A 16858-nucleotide genomic window follows, 5' to 3' on the forward strand; every position below is an offset into this window, starting at 1 on the left:
ACCCCGGCCCTCGGCCAGTCTTATGGCCATGACCGCAACGACCGCTGTTTCCGCCCCCGGCACCGGGGCCGCCACCACGGGCGCCCCGCCCGTGGTCCGCTTCGAGAAGGTGAACAAGGCCTACGGCAGCGTGCGCGCCGTGACCGATCTCGATCTCACCCTGTACCCGGGGGAGACCGTCGCCCTGCTGGGCCCCAACGGCGCCGGCAAGTCCTCCAGCCTTGATCTGCTGCTCGGCCTGCGCCAGCCCGACTCGGGTCGGGTGGAGGTCTTCGGCACCACCCCGCGCCAGGCCATCGTCCGCGGCCGGGTCGGCGCGATGCTCCAGAGCGGCGCCCTGATGGACGAGGTGACGGTCCGCGAGCTGGTGGGGCTGGCCTGCGATCTGCACCCCAAGGGCCATCCGGTGGACGAGGTGCTGGAGCGGGCCGGGATCGCCGAGATCGCCTCCCGCAAGGTGAACAAGCTCTCCGGCGGCCAGGAGCAGCGGGTGCGCTTCGCGTTCGCCACCGCAGGCGCCTCCGATCTGATCGTGCTGGACGAGCCCACGACCGGTATGGACGTCTCGTCCCGGCAGACCTTCTGGGGCGCGATGCGGGAGCAGACGAGGCAGGGCCGCACCGTCCTGTTCGCCACCCACTACCTCGACGAGGCCGACGCCATCGCCGACCGGGTGGTCGTGTTGCACGGCGGCCGGGTGCTGGCCGACGGCTCGTCCGCCGAGATCAAGGCGATGGCCGGGGCCCGCCGGATCTCCTTCGAGCTGGACGGGCCGGTCGACGAGCCGGCGCTGCGCGCCCTGCCCGCGCTGAGCGGGATCGAGATTTCGGGGCGTACCGTACGGATACGGTCCACCGACGCGGACGCGACCGTTCACGCGGTCTACGGGCTCGGGCTCTATCCGCACGGGCTCGAGGTCACCGGCCTCGGCCTGGAGCAGGCGTTTCTCGCCATCACCGACGCCGCGACGGCAGCTGAGGAGTCCGCACGATGAAGGCGCTGGTCAAGCTGGAGATCGCGCGGACCCTGCGCAATCGCAAGTTCATGTTCTTCACGATCATCTATCCGTCCGTGCTCTTCCTGCTGATCGCGGGCAGCACCGACGCCGACGACCGCGTGCCCGGCACCCGGCTGTCGATGCCGCTCTACTACATGGTCGCGATGGCCTCCTTCGGGGCGCTGACCGCCGGGCTGATGGGCAACGGCGAGCGGATCGCCAAGGAGCGCGAGGGCGGCTGGACCCGGCAGTTGCGGCTCACCCCGCTGCCCGGGCGCGGCTATGTGGCGGCCAAGATCGCCGTGGGGGCGGTGGCCACCCTGCCGTCGATCGTGATCGTCTTCGTGGTGGCCGCGGCCGTCAAGGGCGTACGGCTGGACGCCGTCTGGGAGTGGGCGGCGCTGACCGGCGCCATCTGGGCGGGCTCCCTGGTCTTCGCGGCACTGGGGGTGGCCATCGGCTATCTGGCGACCGGGGACGCGGTACGGCCGCTGACGATGATCATCTACTTCGGTCTGTCGATCCTCGGCGGGCTGTGGATGCCCACCACGTCCTATCCGGAGTGGCTGCGGAACATCGGCGACTATCTGCCCACCCACGCGTACACCGCCCTCGGCCAGGCGATCGAGCTGGGCGGCGCCCCGCACGCCAAGGACGTGGCGCTGCTCATCGGCTACCTCGCGGTCTTCGCGGGCGGCGCGGCATGGCTGTACCGCAAGGACACCCGTAAGGCGTGAGGGATGCGGTACGGCGTGCAGCGCACCCGTAAGGCATGACCGAGGGCGTGGCCCGAGGCGTGATCCGAGGCGTGATCCGAGGAGAGAAGAACCATGGCTGACCGGTCCGAGTGGACCGACGGCGATCCGGAGTGCCGCCCCGGCGGCGATCCGGATCGCCGCCGCGGCGGGCGCCGCCGGCTGACCTGGTGGGCCGACGCTATGGCGTACGACGAGGAGAACGACCGGGTGGCCGCCATCGGCCAGCCCCCCGAGAACCGCAAACAGGCGCTGGTCAAGCTGATGTGGATCGGGATCTGGATGGGCTATATGGGCGCACCGGTGAGCGATCTCGCCGACGGCCACCACACCGCCCTGGGCACCGTGTGCGGCGGGCTCGGCCTGCTGGTCTTCGTCGCCGTCTATCTGGGGCTGGTCTTCCGGCACACCGGGCGGGCGCTGAGCCGGGTCGCGGTCATGGGGGCGCTGGGCATGATCTGCGCGCTCGCCGCCGTGCTCACCCTCACCATGGGCGACGACTGGCTGGTGCTCTCGGTGTATGTGTCCGTCGCCTTCGGGGCGGTGCTGCCGCTGCGGCTGTCGAGCTGGGCGATCCCGCTGAACACGGCGTTCATGGTGGGCATCGGGGTGCTCGTGCGCGGTTCGCACGGGCTGGTGTCCGCCCTGGTGATCCCCTCGCTGCTCGGCGGCTTCGCGATGAGCGCGGTGGGGCAGATGGTCCGCACCACCCGGGCGCTGCGCGCCGCCCGCGCCACCGTGGCCCAGCTCGCCGCCAACGAGGAGCGGCTGCGGCTCGCCCGCGATCTGCACGACCTGCTGGGCCACTCGCTCTCCCTGATCACGCTCAAGAGCGAACTGGCGGGGCGGATGCTGCCCGACAAGCCCGAGCAGGCGGCGCGTCAGGTGGCCGATATCGAACGGGTCAGCCGGCAGGCGCTGGTGGACGTCCGGGAGGCGGTCAGCGGCTTTCGACGCCCCACCCTGGAGGCCGAGGTCGCCGGGGCCCGTACCGCCCTCGCCGCCGGGGGCATCGCCGCCGATCTGAGCCGGGCCGGCATCCACCACCCCGACCTTCCGCCCGACCAGGAGGGCGCGCTGGCCTGGGCGCTGCGCGAGGCGGTCACCAATGTGGTGCGGCACAGCGGGGCCCGCCGCTGTGCGGTGACGCTCGACGAGACGGGCGACGAACTGCGCCTGACCGTCAGCGACGACGGCCGCGGCGCCACCGGCCCGCACGGCAACGGGCTCACCGGGCTGGCCGAGCGGCTCCAGCTGGCCGACGGCCGCCTGGAGACCGGCCCCGGCGAGCGCGGCGGCTTCACCCTCCGCGCCCTGGTCCCGCTCTCCCGCGGCGCCCACGTGGAGCTGCCCTCGCAGGCCGCGCCGTAGCGAAGTCGGGCAGTCCGGCCGGTCCGGCCGGTCCGGCCGGTCCCGAAGTCGAAGCGACCTTGAGTCGGCCTGTCCCGTTCCATTACTTGGGTGACACCCGCTTTGCTGAACAGCCCCCGCACCCCGCACCCCGCGCGGCGACGCGAGCGGCACGGGCGCGTCCAGGCTGGCGCGCCCGCGGCGGCGCCGGCAACTGGCCATGCACCGCCGCCCCTGAGCGCTCGCTGTAGCCCTCTGCCTGCTCCCGCCGGCGCTGTTCGCTGGTCATAGGGTGGCTCCATGGCCGACGCCGACGGACACCGCCCCACAAGATGTATAAGAGTCCTCCTCGCCGAGGACCAGTCCATGGTGCGGGAGGCGCTGGCCGCGCTCCTCGGGCTCGACGACGAGATCGAGGTCGTCGCGCAGGTGGCGCGCGGCGACGAGGTCCTGGACGCCACCCGGACCCATCGCCCCGATGTGGCCCTGCTGGACATCGAGATGCCCGGTATGAGCGGGATCGAGGCCGCCGCCGCGCTGCACCGGGCCGAGCCCGGGATCCGGATCGTGATCCTCACCACCTTCGGCCGCCCCGGCTATCTGCGCCGCGCCATGGAGTCCGGCGCCGACGCCTTCCTGGTCAAGGACGCCCCGGCGGCGCAGCTCGCGGACGCGATACGGCGGGTGCTGCGCGGGGAGCGGGTGATCGACCCCACACTGGCCGCCGCCGCGCTCGTGGACGGGGCCAGCCCGCTGACCGCGCGGGAGCGCGAGGTGCTGCGCGCTTCGGCGGACGGCTCGACCAACGCGGAGCTGGCCCGCGCCCTGAACCTGTCGCCGGGCACGGTCCGCAACTACCTCTCCACGGCCATCCAGAAGACCGCCGCCCGCAATCGCGCCGACGCCGTCCGCATCGCCCGCGACAAGGGCTGGCTGTAAGTCCGGCGGAGCGCTCAGTTCAGCATCGCGCGGGCGGCGCGGGCCTGGCGGCGTATCGTCTCGGCGGCGTCGGGCTCCACCGCCGCCACGACCTCCGCGTAGTCCTCCAGCTCCTTGGCGCCGGTCAGGAACTCGCCCCGTTCCACGAGGAGTTTCGCCCGCTCGTAGCGCAGCTCGGCCGGATGGCTGGGCAGCAGCAGGGACAGCTCCACCGCCCAGAGCCGGACATCGGTGCGCTCGGGGCGGGCGGACGCCCAGGCGCGGATGTTGTTGAGGATCCGCAGCACGATGTCCAGCGGCCCGGCCGGGGTGAGCATCGACGGCGAGAGCGGGGTGCCCGTGGCCCCCGATACCAGCGTCGCCGCGTCCTCGGCGGACAGCGGTCGCCCGCCGTCGAACGGATCGGCCAGCACATGGCCACCGTAAGGATCCCCGAAGCCGACCACGAAGTGGCCCGGCAGCCCCACCCCGTACACCGGCGCGCCCGCCCGCCGCGCCACCTCCATCCACACCACGGACAGCAGGATCGGCAGTCCGCGGCGGCGCCGCAGCACCTGGTGGAGGAGCGAGGACCCCAGCCGCCGGTAGTCGGCCGGGCCGCCCCGGAAGCCATGGCGCCCGCCGAGGAGGCGGGCCAGCGCGGCGGCCCAGTCCTCGGGGCCGCCGGGGGAGAAGGGGAGCTGACCGGCGAGCCGGTCCAGTTCGATCTGCGCTTCGTCGATTCCGGTCTCGTCCAGGCCAGGGTCGGCCTCCATGCCGACCAGCAGGCACAGCAGCGCCAGATCGGGGCGCTCTTCGCGGGCCGCGTCGGCGAACCAGCGGCGGCGGGAGACGTCGTTCATCCGTGGCATAGCCGCCTCGTACCCTGCTCAGCGCGGATCCTGCCCGGACGCGCGCCAGTGATGGTAGCTGTGGTGGACGGTGAAGCCCATGCCCTCGTAGAGGGCGTGCGCCCCGCCATTGTCCGTCTCCACCTGGAGATACGCGGCCGAGGCGCCCTCGTCGAGCGCCTTGCGGGCCAGCGCCGTCATCACGGCCTTGGCCAGGCCCTGGCGCCGCCGCTCCGGGGCGACCTCCACGGCGGTGAACCCGGCCCAGCGGCCGTCCACCACACAGCGCCCGATCGCGGCCGGGACGCCGCCCCCTTCCGCCGCTATGGTCGCGAACCACACCGACGGGCCGCCCGACAGCACCGTCCGCGCCTCGGGCGAGGGCTCGCCGGACGACCGCTGGTAGCGGGTCAGCCAGGCGTCGTCGAGCCGAGCGGAGAGCGTCACCGCCGAGGTGTCGGCGTCCAGGTCCCCGATGGGGGCGAGCGCCGCGATCTCCACCCGCGAGGAGACCTCACGTATCCAGCCACGGCTCTCCAGCTCCGCGGCGAGCAACTCCTGGGTGGCCTCGGCGCCCGTGCTGACCTGCATGTACGCGGGCAGCTCCCGAGCCGCGTACCATTCGGTCACCCGGCGCAGCGCCGCGTCGAGCCCCATCCCGGGGTCGCCGAGGGGCAGCACCGAATTGGCGCGCCGGGTGAATCCGCCGGAGGCGCGCAGCGTCCACTCGCCCAGTGGTTCGCTGGTCACCGGCGGCCAGGCCCGGGCGGCGACCCGGTCCAGCTCGGGCGCGCTCGCGGCGGGGCCGCGGCGGCGGGCCGGAGCGGCGGGCACCACCTTCCCGGCCACCAGGGACGACTCGGCGATCCGTACCGGTTCACCGGTGCGCCGGGTGATGGAGAGCGTGCCCTCGGTCCACGATGTGAGAACCCCGACCACGTCGGTGAAGGTCGCGCCGGGCTTACGATCTTCGGTCATAAGCCTGACCGAGACGCGTTTCCCCACGTCATCCGGGGTGATCCGGACTTCGAGACGTCCGCCAGTGGTGAAATCCACAGTCCTGTCAGCCCCTCATGTGCGATCGGTGCCCAAGAACGGAGATACTAGGTGCGGGCATCGACGACGCCGCGCTCCCGCGCGATAGCAGCCCTAACGAGGAGGAACGACAGCGTGACCTACGTCATCGCGCAGCCTTGTGTCGACCTGAAGGACAAGGCGTGCATCGAGGAGTGCCCCGTCGACTGTATCTACGAGGGCCAGCGGTCCTTGTACATCCACCCGGACGAATGCGTCGACTGCGGGGCCTGTGAGCCGGTCTGCCCGGTTGAGGCGATCTTCTACGAGGACGACACTCCCGAGGAGTGGAAGGACTACTACAAGGCGAACGTCGAGTTCTTCGACGAGCTCGGTTCGCCCGGTGGCGCGAGCAAGCTCGGCCTGATCGAGCGGGACCACCCCTTCATCGCCGCGCTTCCGCCGCAGGAGCACGACGAGTAACCCCTGCCCCGGCGCCAGCGCCCGGAAGCAGTCGGCGGTCCCGTATGGCCTGTGGCCTGCGGGACCGGGCTGTTTCCCGGGCCTCGCTGGCGCTCCCGCGGGTTTCCCGCTCCCGCGGTTTCCCCGGCGCTCCCGCGGGTTTCCCCGGGCCCCTCGGCCCGGGGCAGTTCCGAAGAAAGCGAGCCACCCCGTGCCACCCGTCTCCGCCCGCCTCCCGGTCTTCCCCTGGGACCGGCTCGAACCGTTCAAGGCGACCGCCGCGGCCCACCCCGACGGCATTGTCGACCTCTCGGTGGGCACCCCCGTCGACCCGGTCCCCGAGCTGATCCGCGCGGCGCTCGCCGACGCCTCGGACAGCCCCGGCTATCCGACCGTCTGGGGCACGGCCGCGCTGCGTGACGCCCTCACCGGCTGGGTGGAGCGGCGGCTGGGGGCGGCCGGGGTGACCCACACCCAGGTGCTGCCGGTGGTCGGCTCCAAGGAGCTGGTGGCCTCGCTGCCGACGCAGCTGGGCCTGGGCCCCGGCGACCGGGTCGCCTTCCCTCGGCTCGCCTACCCGACGTACGAGGTGGGCGCGCGGCTGGCGGGCGCCGAGCCGGTGCCGTACGACGAACCTACGGAGCTCGACCCGGCCGGGCTGAAGCTGCTGTGGCTCAACTCCCCGTCCAACCCCACCGGCCGGGTGCTGTCCAAGGACGAGCTGCGCACCGCGGTCGCCTGGGCCCGTGCCCACGGGGTGCTGGTGGTCAGCGACGAGTGCTATCTGGAGCTGGGCTGGGAGGCGGACCCGGTCTCGGTGCTCCACCCGGAGATCTCCGGCGGCTCCTTCGAGGGCCTGGTGGCGGTCCACTCGCTCTCCAAGCGGTCCAATCTGGCCGGCTACCGGGCGGCCTTCCTCGCCGGTGACGAGGCGGTGCTGGGCGAGCTGCTGAAGATCCGCAAGCACGGCGGGATGATGGTCCCCGCACCCGTGCAGGCCGCCACGGTCGCGGCGCTCGGCGACGACAAGCATGTGACGGAGCAGCGCGAGCGCTACGAACGGCGCCGGGCCGCGCTGCGGTCGGCGCTGGCGGGCCACGGCTTCCGCATCGAGCACAGCGAGGCGTCGCTGTACCTGTGGGCGACGCGGGACGAGCCGTGCTGGGACACCGTGGGCGCTCTCGCCGAGCTGGGCATCCTGGTGGCCCCTGGCGAGTTCTACGGCGCGGCGGGGGAGCGGCACGTCCGGGTCGCGTTCACGGCGACCGACGAGCGCGTGGCAGCGGCGGTGCGCCGACTGGCGGGCTGAGAAGCTGAAGCTGGCTGGGGCCAGCGGATCGCGCCGCCTGCGGCGGGCTGCTCCCCTCCCCGCCCCTTCCCGAAACTGGGGCTCCGCCCCAGACCCCGCTCCTCAATCGCCGGAGGGGCTGGAAGGCGGGGCTCCGCCCCTTCCGGGGGCATCGATATGCGGCTTCGCCGCGTGGTGGGGCTCTGCCCCGGGCCCCGCGCCCGGGGTCCAGGGGCGGAGCCCTTGGTATCGGGAAGGGGCGGGGAGGGGAAAGCCTCGGTATGCGGTCGCCGCGTGATCCGCCGGACCCCCGTAGCGAGCTGATGGACCTGAAGGGGTCCGGGGAGTACGAGTTACTCCCCGGGCCCCTTCGTACGTCCGGCGGACGATCAGCCGAGCAGCGGCAGGCCCTTGATCGGCAGGCCCTTGACCGGGAGGTCCGGGCCCTGCGGGGCGCTGGGCGCGGGGGCCTGCGGGGCGGCGGCCGGGGCTGCGGGGGCGGGCTGCGCGGGCCGCACCGCCTTGCCCTTGGCGTGGGCGCCGCCCTTGCCCTTCCCGTGCCCGAGGGCCCGGGTCTCGCCCTTACCGGCGGCCTTCGCGTGGGCGGCCCTGGCGTGGGCGGCCCTGGCCGGGGTGCTCTTGGCCGCCTTGTGGGACTTGGCGGCCTTCACACCCTTCGCCGGCTTGGCGGCCTTGGCGGCCTTGGCGGGCTTGGCCGGATCGGCGGGTTTGGCGGGCTTGGCCGGGGTCACGTTCGCCGGGGCGGCCCTGCCCGGCAGGATCCCCTTGACGGTCCCGCCGGCCTTGCCGCTGACGTCACCCGCCGTGCTCCCGACCTGCTGCGAGGCGACGTCGGCGACCTCACCGACCGAGGCGGCGTCCAGCGAGGACAGCCCCAGGTTGGAGGCCTGCGGCTGGGCCGGCTCCGCCGCACTCGCGGCGCCGGCGGCGCCGACGACGGGAGCCGCGCTCGCCGCGACCAGTAGCGCCGCGCGGGCGATCCGACGGGTGAGAGGGAGGGACATGGTGCTCCTTTGACGAGGGGACAATTGGCGTCTGTGTCCGGCGATTCGGACGCTGTGAATACCGCGTGAACCTCGCGAAGGTTGCGGTGCCCCAAGGCAAAGAGTTGGCAATGCGTCGCATTATCCGTTTCTGCGCGTAATACGCCCGGACCATTCCGCCGGGCGTGCCACGCAATCCACCGTCAGCCGCTCTGAACTGCGGTGATCCCATGCGCTATCGCATGGTGTCGATCCGTACTTCCGCCCCGGAAATCCCCTTGGCGGGACGCCAACCCGCCCCGGAATTCCGCGCGTTCCATTCGCGCTCGCCGTAAGAGACACGTTCGATACGCAACTCGTCCGAGTGGGCCACCGCCCAATGCGCGATCTCCCAGCCGCGCTGCCCGGCACGTCCCGGGGCCGCCGCCTTGGGCACCGGAACCAGCACCGTGTGCGGCGAGGGGGCGGCCTGCTGACCGCCGCCGTGCCCGGCCAGGGCCGGCCGCGCCTCCGTCTCCGGGCCGAACTCCCGCTTCAGCGCGGCCCGCACCCGCAACGGATCGCCCGCCTCGCCGTCGTCCGGCGGCCCCGGGCAGCTGAGGGCCGCCCCGGAGCGCCCGGTGAGGGCGCCGGTCAGCACCACCGCTTCGGTCTCGTGCTTCGCGTATGCCTGCGGGAAGCCGCTGCGCTGCACCCGCTGCGCCGCCACCGTCAGCGGCAGCCGCGAATAGCCGGGCAACCGCACCAGGTCGTCGTAGAACTGCCCGGCGGCGTAGACCGGATCGCGGATCTGCCGCACAGTTCCCCAGCCCTGGGAGGGGCGTTGCTGGAACAGCCCCTGCGAATCCCGGTCGCCGTGGCGGATGTTGCGCAGCCCCGACTCCTGGAGGGCGGTGGCCAGCGCGATGGTGACGGCCCGCTCGGGCAGTCCGCGGGAGGCGGCCACGGCCTCGATCGTGGCGGCGTTCACGGTCTGTTCGGGGGAGAGCCGCACCTGGACGCCGCCCGCCCGTACGACGCAGCGCGGCGGTCCCACACCGCCCGTCACCAGCTGCGCCGCGAGATATCCGGCCAGGCCCAGCAGTACGGCGCAGGCGACCGCGGCCCGCAGCAGCCGGGCGCGGTGGGAGAAGACGGACAGGGGCACGGGCCACACGGTACTGGAGCCGCACGCGGCCTGTTTCCGGTTCCCGGGCGCGGGGTGGGGAACGCCACGTTCGCGCCCGGGGGCTGGGCCCGGCGGCCGGGAGCCGGGGCCGCCGGGCGCGCGGGCCGACCGGCTAGGGTCGCGGGTATGGCGCACCCAGCACTCGACCTGTCCCTGGACGCGGCCCGGCTCACCGCCCGGCTCGTCGACTTCCCCTCGGTCAGCGGTGAGGAGAAGGCGCTCGCCGACGCCGTGGAGCAGGCCCTGCGGGCCCTGCCCCAGCTGACCGTCGACCGGGACGGGGACGCCGTCGTGGCCCGCACGAACCTGGGCCGGGACGAGCGGGTCGTGCTGGCGGGCCATCTGGACACCGTGCCCATCGCCGACAACGTGCCCTCGCGCCTCGACGACGACGGCGTGCTGTGGGGCTGCGGCACCTCCGACATGAAGTCCGGCGTCGCCGTACAACTGCGCATGGCCGCCACCGTGCCCGCGCCCAACCGCGACCTCACCTTCGTCTTCTACGACCACGAGGAGGTCGCCGCCGAGCTCAACGGGCTGGGGCGGCTGGCCAGGAACCACCCCGAGTGGCTGGCCGGGGACTTCGCCGTGCTGCTGGAGCCCACCGACGGCAAGGTCGAGGGCGGCTGCCAGGGCACGCTGCGGGTACGGGTGAGCACCCAGGGGCGGCGCGCCCACTCCGCGCGCAGCTGGCTCGGCGAGAACGCCATCCACAAGGCCGCGCCGATCCTGGACCGGCTGGCCGGTTACGTGCCCCGGCGGGCGGAGATCGACGGGCTCACCTACCGCGAGGGCCTCAACGCCGTGACGATCGAGGGCGGCCACGCGACCAATGTCATCCCCGACTTCTGCACGGTGACGGTGAACTTCCGCTTCGCCCCGGACCGCTCCGAGGACGAGGCGCTCGCCCACGTCCGCGAGGTCTTCACCGGCTTCGAGGTCGAGCTCACCGACAGCGCGCCCGGCGCCCTGCCCGGTCTGGCCCATCCGTCGGCCGCCGCCCTCGTGGCGACGCTCGGGGTGGAGGTGGCGCCCAAGGACGCCTGGACCGATGTGGCCCGCTTCTCGGCGCTCGGCGTGCCCGCCGTGAACTACGGCCCCGGCGATCCGAAGCTGGCCCACACCCGCGAGGAGCACGTCTCGGTCGCCGCCGTCCTGGAGGCCGAGGAACGACTGCGGACCTGGCTGACCCGCTAGGGGATGTCCGGCGGAGCGTGCGCCTGCGACGGGCTTGCTCCCCTCCCCGCCCCTTCCCGAAACCGGGGCTCCGCCCCAGCCCCCGAGACCGGGGCTGCGCCCCAGGCCCCCGAGACCGGGGCTGCGCCCCAGGCCCCCGAGACCGGGGCTGCGCCCCAGGCCCCCGAGACCGGGGCTGCGCCCCAGGCTCCGGGCAGGGCTCTGTTCCTCCCCGTGGCTTCGCTATGCGGCTTCGCCGCGTGGCAGGGGCTCCGCCCCGGGCCTTGGGGGGTCCGGCCTCGGGGTCCAGGGGCGGAGCCCCTGGTAGCGGGAAGGGGCGGGGAGGGGAAAGACCCGCTATGCGGCTCCACCGCGTCCGATGGACTCGCGTGGCCCGCCGGGTACCCCCTAGCGGTGCTAGCTGACCGTACCCCTGTGTGATCAGCGGTTCGGTGGGTGAGCGTGGCCCGGATTTCGGCTGTTTGCCGTCCGAGGGGCCTACCCTGAAGCACAGATCTTTGACCAGATCTTGGTCTTGGCGAAGGGAGCACTCAGTGGGCAACGCCGAAGAAGAGCGAGCGCTGCGGGAGCAGCGTCTGGGCCCGGTCGTGCGCCGCCGCCATCAGATGCGACCCGAGACGACCGACCAGCGGCTCCTGGACACCCAGGGGGCCACCCACTGGGTGCACGAGGACCCGTTCCGGGTGATGCGCATCCAGTCGGAGTTCGTCGAGGGCTTCGGCACCCTGGCGGAGCTGGGCCGGGCGATCAGCGTGTTCGGTTCCGCCCGTACGCCCGAGGGGTCTCCGGAGTACGAGGCGGGGGTGCGGATCGGCCGGGCCCTCGCGGAGGCGGGCTTCGGGGTGATCACCGGCGGCGGCCCCGGTGCGATGGAGGCGGCCAACCGCGGCGCGACCGAGGCGGGCGGTGTCTCGGTCGGCCTGGGCATCGAGCTGCCGTTCGAGCAGGGCCTGAACCCGTACGTCGACATCGGGGTCAACTTCCGCTACTTCTTCGTGCGAAAAACGATGTTCGTGAAGTACGCCCAGGGGTTCGTGGTGCTGCCCGGCGGGCTCGGCACGCTCGACGAGTGCTTCGAGGCGCTCACCCTCGTCCAGACCAAGAAGGTCACCCGCTTCCCGATCGTCCTCTTCGGCAGCGCCTACTGGAAGGGCCTGGTCGACTGGCTCACCAACACCCTTATCGCCGAGGGCAAGGCGTCCCCGCACGACCTGGACCTGTTCCACCTCACCGATGACATCGACGAGGTGATCGACCTGGTGACCAAGGAGTCCGGCCCCTGACCGCCGCGTCTCCTCGACCGCCCGCGTCTCCTCGACCGCGCGCGTCTCCTTACGGTCCACTCAGGATCCTTACGGTCCACTGGTCCGCTCAGGCCAGTCCCCGGCGGGCGACCGCCGGGGGCCGGTGGCCCGCGATGGACGACACCATGTCCAGCACCTGACGGGTCTCCGCCACCTCGTGGACCCGGTAGATCCGGGCCCCCAGCCAGGCCGATACGGCGGTCGTCGCGAGCGTGCCGATCAGCCGCTCCTTGACCGGACGGTCCAGGCTCTCGCCGACGAAGTCCTTGTTGGACAGCGAGACCAGGACGGGCCAGCCCGTCTCCGTCAGCTCGCCCAGCCGGCGCGTCGCCTCCAGTGAGTGGCGGGTGTTCTTACCGAAGTCATGGCCCGGGTCGATCATGATCCCGTCGCGCCGCACCCCCAGCTCGACGGCGCGCTCCGCGAGCTCCAGGGTGACCCGCAGGATGTCCTCCACCACATCGTCGTAGCCGATCCGGTGCGGGCGGGTGCGCGGCCGGGCGCCGCCCGCGTGGGTGCACACCAGCCCGGCGCCGTAGCGGGCGGCGACCTCGGCCAGCTTGGGGTCGACCCCGCCCCAGGCGTCGTTGAGCACATCCGCGCCCGCGGCGCAGACCGCCTCGCCGACCTCATGGCGCCAGGTGTCCACGCTGATCACCACGTCCGGATGGCGCCTGCGCACCTCGGCCACGAAGCCCACCGTGCGGCGCGCCTCCTCCTCGGCGCTCACCTCGTCGCCCGGACCGGCCTTGACGCCGCCGACGTCGATGATCGCGGCGCCGTCCGCGACCGCCTGCTCCACCCGGGTCAGGGCGGGCTCGTCGCGGAAGGTCGCACCCTGGTCGTAGAAGGAATCCGGCGTCCGGTTCACGATCGCCATGATCACCCGGTCGTTCTCGCCGAACTCACGTCGTCCCAGCCGCAGCATCGAACTTCCCTCACGTCTTCTTCCAGGTTGCGGGCAGCGACGATAACTGTCCGAGGCGCATGGCACGATCGGAGCAGACAGTTATCGAGGCCGACGGACACAGACTCAACCATGCATCTGACGGGGAGACGATCACCGTGTTCTTGTTCTTGCTGATCGCGCTGGTCGTTGTGGTCGGCGGGGTCACGCTCGCCGTCGTCGGCGGCGGTGACGGCCCGCTCACCGACGTGCCCCCCGACCGGCTGGACGATCCGCTGCCCGCCGACCGGCCGCTGGCGCGCGCCGATGTGGAGTCGCTGCGGCTCCCCATGACGCTGCGGGGCTACCGGATGGCGGACGTGGACGATGTGCTGGGCCGTCTCGGCGCCGAGCTCGCCGAGCGCGACGCCCGGATCGCCGAGCTGGAGACGGCGCTCACCGGTCCGCGCCCGAAGCCCTTGTCGTCCTCCGGGCCCGGCCCCGATCCGCTGTCGGCCCCGGAGAGCGACCATGGCTTCGGGCCGGGCGGCCTCGAGGGGCCCGGCATCGAGGGTCCCGGCCCCGAGCGGCGCGGCCTCGAGGACGGCGGCTTCGAGGACGGCGGTTTCGAGGGCAGGAGCTTCGACGCCTTCGGGCGGCGCGGTTTCGACGGGAGCGGCTTCGAGGGCCGCGGTTACGAAGGGCATGGCGCATGAGCGAGCAGGGTGTGGTCGAGGGGCCGGACGGTCTGCCGCGCTGTCCCTGGGGCCTGGAGAGCGAGACCATGGCCGACTACCGCGTCTACCACGACACGGAGTGGGGCCGCCCGGTCCACGGCGATGACGCGCTCTATGAGCGGGTCTCCCTGGAGGCGTTCCAGTCCGGGCTGTCCTGGCTGACGATCCTGCGCCGCAGGGAGGGGTTCCGGGCCGCCTTCGCCGACTTCTCGATCAAGAAGGTCGCGGAGTTCACCGAGGCCGACGAGGAGCGGCTGCTCGCCGACCCCGGCATCATCCGCAACCGCGCCAAGATCGCCGCCACGATCGCCAACGCCCGCGCCGCGGCGGCCCTGGCCCCCGGTGAGCTGAGCGAGCTGATCTGGTCCCACGCCCCGGCGTCCGACGGCCGCCCGGTCCCGCGGACCTTCGCCGATGTCCCCGCGATCACCCCGGAGTCCACGGCCCTCAGCCGCGACCTCAAGAAGCACGGCTTCCGCTTCGTCGGCCCCACCACGGCCTACGCGCTGATGCAGGCATGCGGCCTGGTCAACGACCATCTGGCCGACTGCCACATCCGCGACGCGGTCTGACGCCCCGGCCACCGACGCCCCGGCCGCCGACGCCCCGGCCGCCGACGGCCGGTGGCCGAGGCCGGGGCGGGGTCCCGTCAGCGGCCGGTGAACCTCGGCTTCTCCTTGTTCACGAACGCGTTCACCGCGATCGCGTGGTCGTCCGACGCCCCCGCGCGGCGCTGCAGCTCGTCCTCCATGGCCAGGGCCTCGGTGAGGGTGTGGCCCGCGGCGAAGGCCAGGGACTCCTTGATCGCGGCATAGGCCGCGGTGGGGCCCTCGGCCAGCCGCCGGGCGACCGCCGCCGCCTCGGAGGCCAGCTCCTCTGCCGGGACCACCCGGTGGGCGATGCCCAGGCCGAGCGCCTCCTGGGCGTCGATGGTGCGCGGGAAGAGCAGCAGATCCGCTGCCCGGCCGTAGCCGATCAGCCGCTGAAGGGTCCAGGAGACGCCCGAGTCGGCGGTCAGCGCGACCCCGGCGAAGGAGGTGTTGAAGGAGGCGGTGTCGGCGACGATCCGGTAGTCGGCGGCGAAGGCGAAGCCCGCCCCGGCGCCCGCCGCGACGCCGTTGACCGCGGCGACCACCGGCTTCGGCATCCCGGCGATCGCGGTGACGATCGGGTTGTAGTGCAGCGCCACCGTGTTCATGGTCGAGCCCTCGCCGCTGCCGTCGCGGTCGGCGGCCAGCAGGCCGATGTGCTCCTTGAGGTCCTGGCCGACGCAGAAGGCGCGCGACCCGGAGCCGGTGAGCAGCACGGCCCGTACCGCCGGGCTCTCCGCGGCCTGCAGCAGCGCCTCGCGCAGCGCCTCCTTGGTGTCGATGTTCAGGGCGTTCATCGCGTCGGAACGATTCAGCGTGATCGTCGCGAGACCCTCGGTGAGGTCGTAGAGCACGGTGTCGGCCATGGCGGTCCTCCGGCGGTGGGGCGAGGCGGGTGGGCGGCTCGGGCTGCGGCCGCACCGGCGGGCCCGGAAGGGGCCTGCCGCGGCGGTCAGCGCACAGCATGCCGGAGATCATGACCGACCGACATGTGACCTGCGTCAAAGAACCGACCCTTCGTTCGGTGACGGCGGGCGTACGCTACCGCGATCCCCTCCCCGAATTGGGTGGTTTTGGGGGAACGCCTCGCACAGGCGTTGCCGACCGATGTTGGTCATCGGGTCGTGCCATGCGGGATAATGAGGGGGAAGCAACGTGTTCGATGCCGGTGACACCTGGGTTGTCGGCTGCGATGAGCTGGTTTCAGGAAGGGGAACGAGCATGGCGGCCATGAAGCCGCGGACGGGCGACGGCCCGCTCGAGGTGACCAAGGAGGGGCGGGGCATCGTCATGCGCGTTCCGCTCGAAGGCGGCGGTCGGCTCGTCGTCGAGCTGACACCGGACGAGGCCGATGCCCTCGGCGATGCCCTGAAGAAGGTTGTCGGCTGACGGCTTGCGGCCCACCATCACCCGCGCGCTGCCCCGGCGGCCGGTACGTCAGGTACCGACCGCCGGGGCAGCGCTTGTACGGGGTTCCGCCGGAGGCGGCGGACGGCCGTTCCCGACTTCCGGCCGTTTCCGACTTTCGACCGTTTCCGACGTCCAGCCGCTCCGGCCGCTCCCGACTTCGGCCGTTCCCGATTTCTGACCGTGAGGATTCAGCTCCGTCCGCCCGCGAGGATTCAGCCCCGCTTGACCGCGCAGAGCAGGCCGTCGCCGACCGGCAGCAGCGACGACTGGAGCACGGTGGACTCCCGTACGGTCCGCAGCAGCTCGCGCACCCGCAGCACCTCCGTGGGCTGGGCCGTGGAGTCCACGGTCCGCCCGTTGGTGAAGACCCCCTCGAAGCAGACCAGCCCGCCGGGTCGCAGCAGCCGCAACGATTCGGCGAGGTAGTCCAGGACCTCCAGCCGGTCGCCGTCGCAGAAGACCAGGTCGTATCCGCCGTCGGCCAGCCGGGGCAGCACGTCGAGGGCGCGGCCGGGGATGAAGCGGGCCCGGTTCCCGGTGAACCCGGCCTCGCGGAACGCCTGCCGGGCGAACTGCTGCATCTCCGGTTCGGTGTCCACGGTGGTCAGCACGCCGTCCGGGCGCATTCCGCGCAGCAGGTGGATTCCGGAGACGCCCGTTCCGGTGCCGATCTCGGCGACGACCTTGGCGTCTGCGGTGGCAGCGAGCAGCCGCAGCGCGGCGCCGGTGCCCGCCGACACCGAGCGCAGCCCTGCTTCCCGGGCCCGGTCACGGGCCCAGTGAAGGGCTTCGTCCTCGGCGACGAACGCGTCGGCGAACGCCCAGCTCGTCTGCCGGTTGCCGGTAATGACCCTCTCCTGTCCCCGTAGTTGGCGCAACGGTGACTGTATCCGCTGCGCACGGGAACCCGCAGATGGGACCAGGCGT

Annotated in this window: 17 protein-coding genes and 1 pseudogene; 11 read left to right on the plus strand and 7 right to left on the minus strand. The window is 72.8% G+C overall.

Translation table 11 applies throughout. The features are described 5' to 3' along the window. Nucleotides 1-28: 28 nt before the first annotated feature. From JK364_RS34210 to JK364_RS34225, 4 genes are all read left to right on the plus strand, one after another. Nucleotides 29-994 (plus strand): ABC transporter ATP-binding protein, encoded by a 966-nt coding sequence (locus tag JK364_RS34210; protein ID WP_201855242.1) that lies wholly within the window; start codon nucleotides 29-31, stop codon nucleotides 992-994. Then, nucleotides 991-1734, plus strand: coding sequence for an ABC transporter permease (locus JK364_RS34215; RefSeq protein ID WP_201855243.1), 744 nt, complete (start codon nucleotides 991-993; stop codon nucleotides 1732-1734). Before JK364_RS34210 ends, JK364_RS34215 begins: the two co-directional genes overlap by 4 nt. 93 nt (nucleotides 1735-1827) lie before the next feature. Next, complete coding sequence (locus JK364_RS34220; protein ID WP_201855244.1) at nucleotides 1828-3123, plus strand: sensor histidine kinase; 1296 nt, start codon at nucleotides 1828-1830, stop codon at nucleotides 3121-3123. Between the two features lie 279 nt (nucleotides 3124-3402). Further along, nucleotides 3403-4041 (plus strand): response regulator transcription factor, encoded by a 639-nt coding sequence (locus JK364_RS34225; RefSeq protein WP_201855245.1) that lies wholly within the window; start codon nucleotides 3403-3405, stop codon nucleotides 4039-4041. A 14-nt stretch (nucleotides 4042-4055) separates the two neighbouring features. Here JK364_RS34225 and JK364_RS34230 read toward each other — a convergent pair whose 3' ends face one another. Beyond that, nucleotides 4056-4892 (minus strand): SirB1 family protein, encoded by an 837-nt coding sequence (locus JK364_RS34230; RefSeq protein WP_201855246.1) that lies wholly within the window; start codon nucleotides 4890-4892, stop codon nucleotides 4056-4058. An 18-nt stretch (nucleotides 4893-4910) separates the two neighbouring features. Then, a complete protein-coding gene (locus JK364_RS34235; RefSeq protein WP_201855247.1) occupies nucleotides 4911-5927 on the minus strand; it encodes a GNAT family N-acetyltransferase in 1017 nt (338 codons plus the stop codon). Nucleotides 5928-6041: 114 nt separating this feature from the next. Between JK364_RS34235 and fdxA the strand changes: the two genes are divergently transcribed. Continuing rightward, entirely contained in the window at nucleotides 6042-6368 is a 327-nt protein-coding gene (fdxA, locus tag JK364_RS34240; protein ID WP_014054705.1) for a ferredoxin, read from the plus strand. Between the two features lie 190 nt (nucleotides 6369-6558). Then, entirely contained in the window at nucleotides 6559-7656 is a 1098-nt protein-coding gene (dapC, locus tag JK364_RS34245; RefSeq protein WP_201855248.1) for a succinyldiaminopimelate transaminase, read from the plus strand. 368 nt (nucleotides 7657-8024) lie between these two features. On the opposite strand, the gene JK364_RS58175 is transcribed toward dapC, so the two are convergent. Together JK364_RS58175 and JK364_RS34255 are read right to left on the minus strand one after the other, a co-directional pair. Next, nucleotides 8025-8660, minus strand: coding sequence for an ATP-binding protein (locus JK364_RS58175; RefSeq protein WP_372462037.1), 636 nt, complete (start codon nucleotides 8658-8660; stop codon nucleotides 8025-8027). 214 nt (nucleotides 8661-8874) lie between these two features. After that, on the minus strand, nucleotides 8875-9795 hold the full coding sequence (locus JK364_RS34255) for a VldE C-terminal domain-containing protein (protein ID WP_201855249.1): 921 nt from the start codon (nucleotides 9793-9795) through the stop codon (nucleotides 8875-8877). Nucleotides 9796-9933: 138 nt separating this feature from the next. Here JK364_RS34255 and dapE point away from each other — a divergent pair, with 138 nt between their 5' ends. Further along, nucleotides 9934-11004, plus strand: a complete 1071-nt coding sequence (gene dapE, locus JK364_RS34260) for a succinyl-diaminopimelate desuccinylase (protein ID WP_201855250.1) — start codon at nucleotides 9934-9936, stop codon at nucleotides 11002-11004. A gap of 533 nt (nucleotides 11005-11537) precedes the next feature. Continuing rightward, the gene (locus JK364_RS34265) at nucleotides 11538-12287 is read left to right on the plus strand and encodes an LOG family protein (RefSeq protein ID WP_201855251.1); all 750 of its coding nucleotides are present in this window, start codon (nucleotides 11538-11540) and stop codon (nucleotides 12285-12287) included. An 88-nt stretch (nucleotides 12288-12375) separates the two neighbouring features. Here the strand turns inward: JK364_RS34265 and folP are convergent, their stop codons facing one another. Further along, nucleotides 12376-13236 carry a dihydropteroate synthase gene (folP, locus tag JK364_RS34270; protein WP_020868626.1) on the minus strand — a complete coding sequence of 287 codons (861 nt, stop codon included), beginning with the start codon at nucleotides 13234-13236 and terminating at the stop codon, nucleotides 12376-12378. 137 nt (nucleotides 13237-13373) lie between these two features. Between folP and JK364_RS34275 the strand changes: the two are divergent. Next, a pseudogene (locus JK364_RS34275) lies at nucleotides 13374-13754 on the plus strand (DivIVA domain-containing protein); the annotation flags it as partial. 152 nt (nucleotides 13755-13906) lie between these two features. After that, a complete protein-coding gene (locus JK364_RS34280; RefSeq protein WP_201855253.1) occupies nucleotides 13907-14503 on the plus strand; it encodes a DNA-3-methyladenine glycosylase I in 597 nt (198 codons plus the stop codon). Between the two features lie 77 nt (nucleotides 14504-14580). Here JK364_RS34280 and chcB read toward each other — a convergent pair whose 3' ends face one another. Then, nucleotides 14581-15387, minus strand: coding sequence for a 2-cyclohexenylcarbonyl CoA isomerase (gene chcB / locus JK364_RS34285; RefSeq protein WP_201855254.1), 807 nt, complete (start codon nucleotides 15385-15387; stop codon nucleotides 14581-14583). 355 nt (nucleotides 15388-15742) lie between these two features. On the opposite strand from chcB, the gene JK364_RS34290 reads away from it, so the two are divergent. Next, on the plus strand, nucleotides 15743-15910 hold the full coding sequence (locus tag JK364_RS34290; RefSeq protein WP_003966491.1) for a DUF3117 domain-containing protein: 168 nt from the start codon (nucleotides 15743-15745) through the stop codon (nucleotides 15908-15910). 233 nt (nucleotides 15911-16143) lie between these two features. Here JK364_RS34290 and JK364_RS34295 read toward each other — a convergent pair whose 3' ends face one another. Beyond that, a complete protein-coding gene (locus tag JK364_RS34295; protein ID WP_201855255.1) occupies nucleotides 16144-16809 on the minus strand; it encodes an O-methyltransferase in 666 nt (221 codons plus the stop codon). Nucleotides 16810-16858 lie beyond the last annotated feature (49 nt).

It is taken from the genome of Streptomyces endocoffeicus (genome assembly GCF_016741935.1).
Lineage (GTDB): Bacteria > Actinomycetota > Actinomycetes > Streptomycetales > Streptomycetaceae > Streptomyces > Streptomyces endocoffeicus.

Bases quoted from the DNA above. Each gene is read 5' to 3' on its own strand.
- JK364_RS34210 (WP_201855242.1), top strand. From the start codon at position 29: ATGACCGCAACGACCGCTGTTTCCGCCCCCGGCACCGGGGCCGCCACC.
- JK364_RS34215 (WP_201855243.1), top strand. From the start codon at position 991: ATGAAGGCGCTGGTCAAGCTGGAGATCGCGCGGACCCTGCGCAATCGC.
- JK364_RS34220 (WP_201855244.1), top strand. From the start codon at position 1,828: ATGGCTGACCGGTCCGAGTGGACCGACGGCGATCCGGAGTGCCGCCCC.
- JK364_RS34225 (WP_201855245.1), top strand. From the start codon at position 3,403: ATGGCCGACGCCGACGGACACCGCCCCACAAGATGTATAAGAGTCCTC.
- JK364_RS34230 (WP_201855246.1), bottom strand. From the start codon at position 4,892: ATGCCACGGATGAACGACGTCTCCCGCCGCCGCTGGTTCGCCGACGCG.
- JK364_RS58175 (WP_372462037.1), bottom strand. From the start codon at position 8,660: ATGTCCCTCCCTCTCACCCGTCGGATCGCCCGCGCGGCGCTACTGGTC.
- dapE (WP_201855250.1), top strand. From the start codon at position 9,934: ATGGCGCACCCAGCACTCGACCTGTCCCTGGACGCGGCCCGGCTCACC.
- folP (WP_020868626.1), bottom strand. From the start codon at position 13,236: ATGCTGCGGCTGGGACGACGTGAGTTCGGCGAGAACGACCGGGTGATC.
- JK364_RS34280 (WP_201855253.1), top strand. From the start codon at position 13,907: ATGAGCGAGCAGGGTGTGGTCGAGGGGCCGGACGGTCTGCCGCGCTGT.
- chcB (WP_201855254.1), bottom strand. From the start codon at position 15,387: ATGGCCGACACCGTGCTCTACGACCTCACCGAGGGTCTCGCGACGATC.
- JK364_RS34290 (WP_003966491.1), top strand. From the start codon at position 15,743: ATGGCGGCCATGAAGCCGCGGACGGGCGACGGCCCGCTCGAGGTGACC.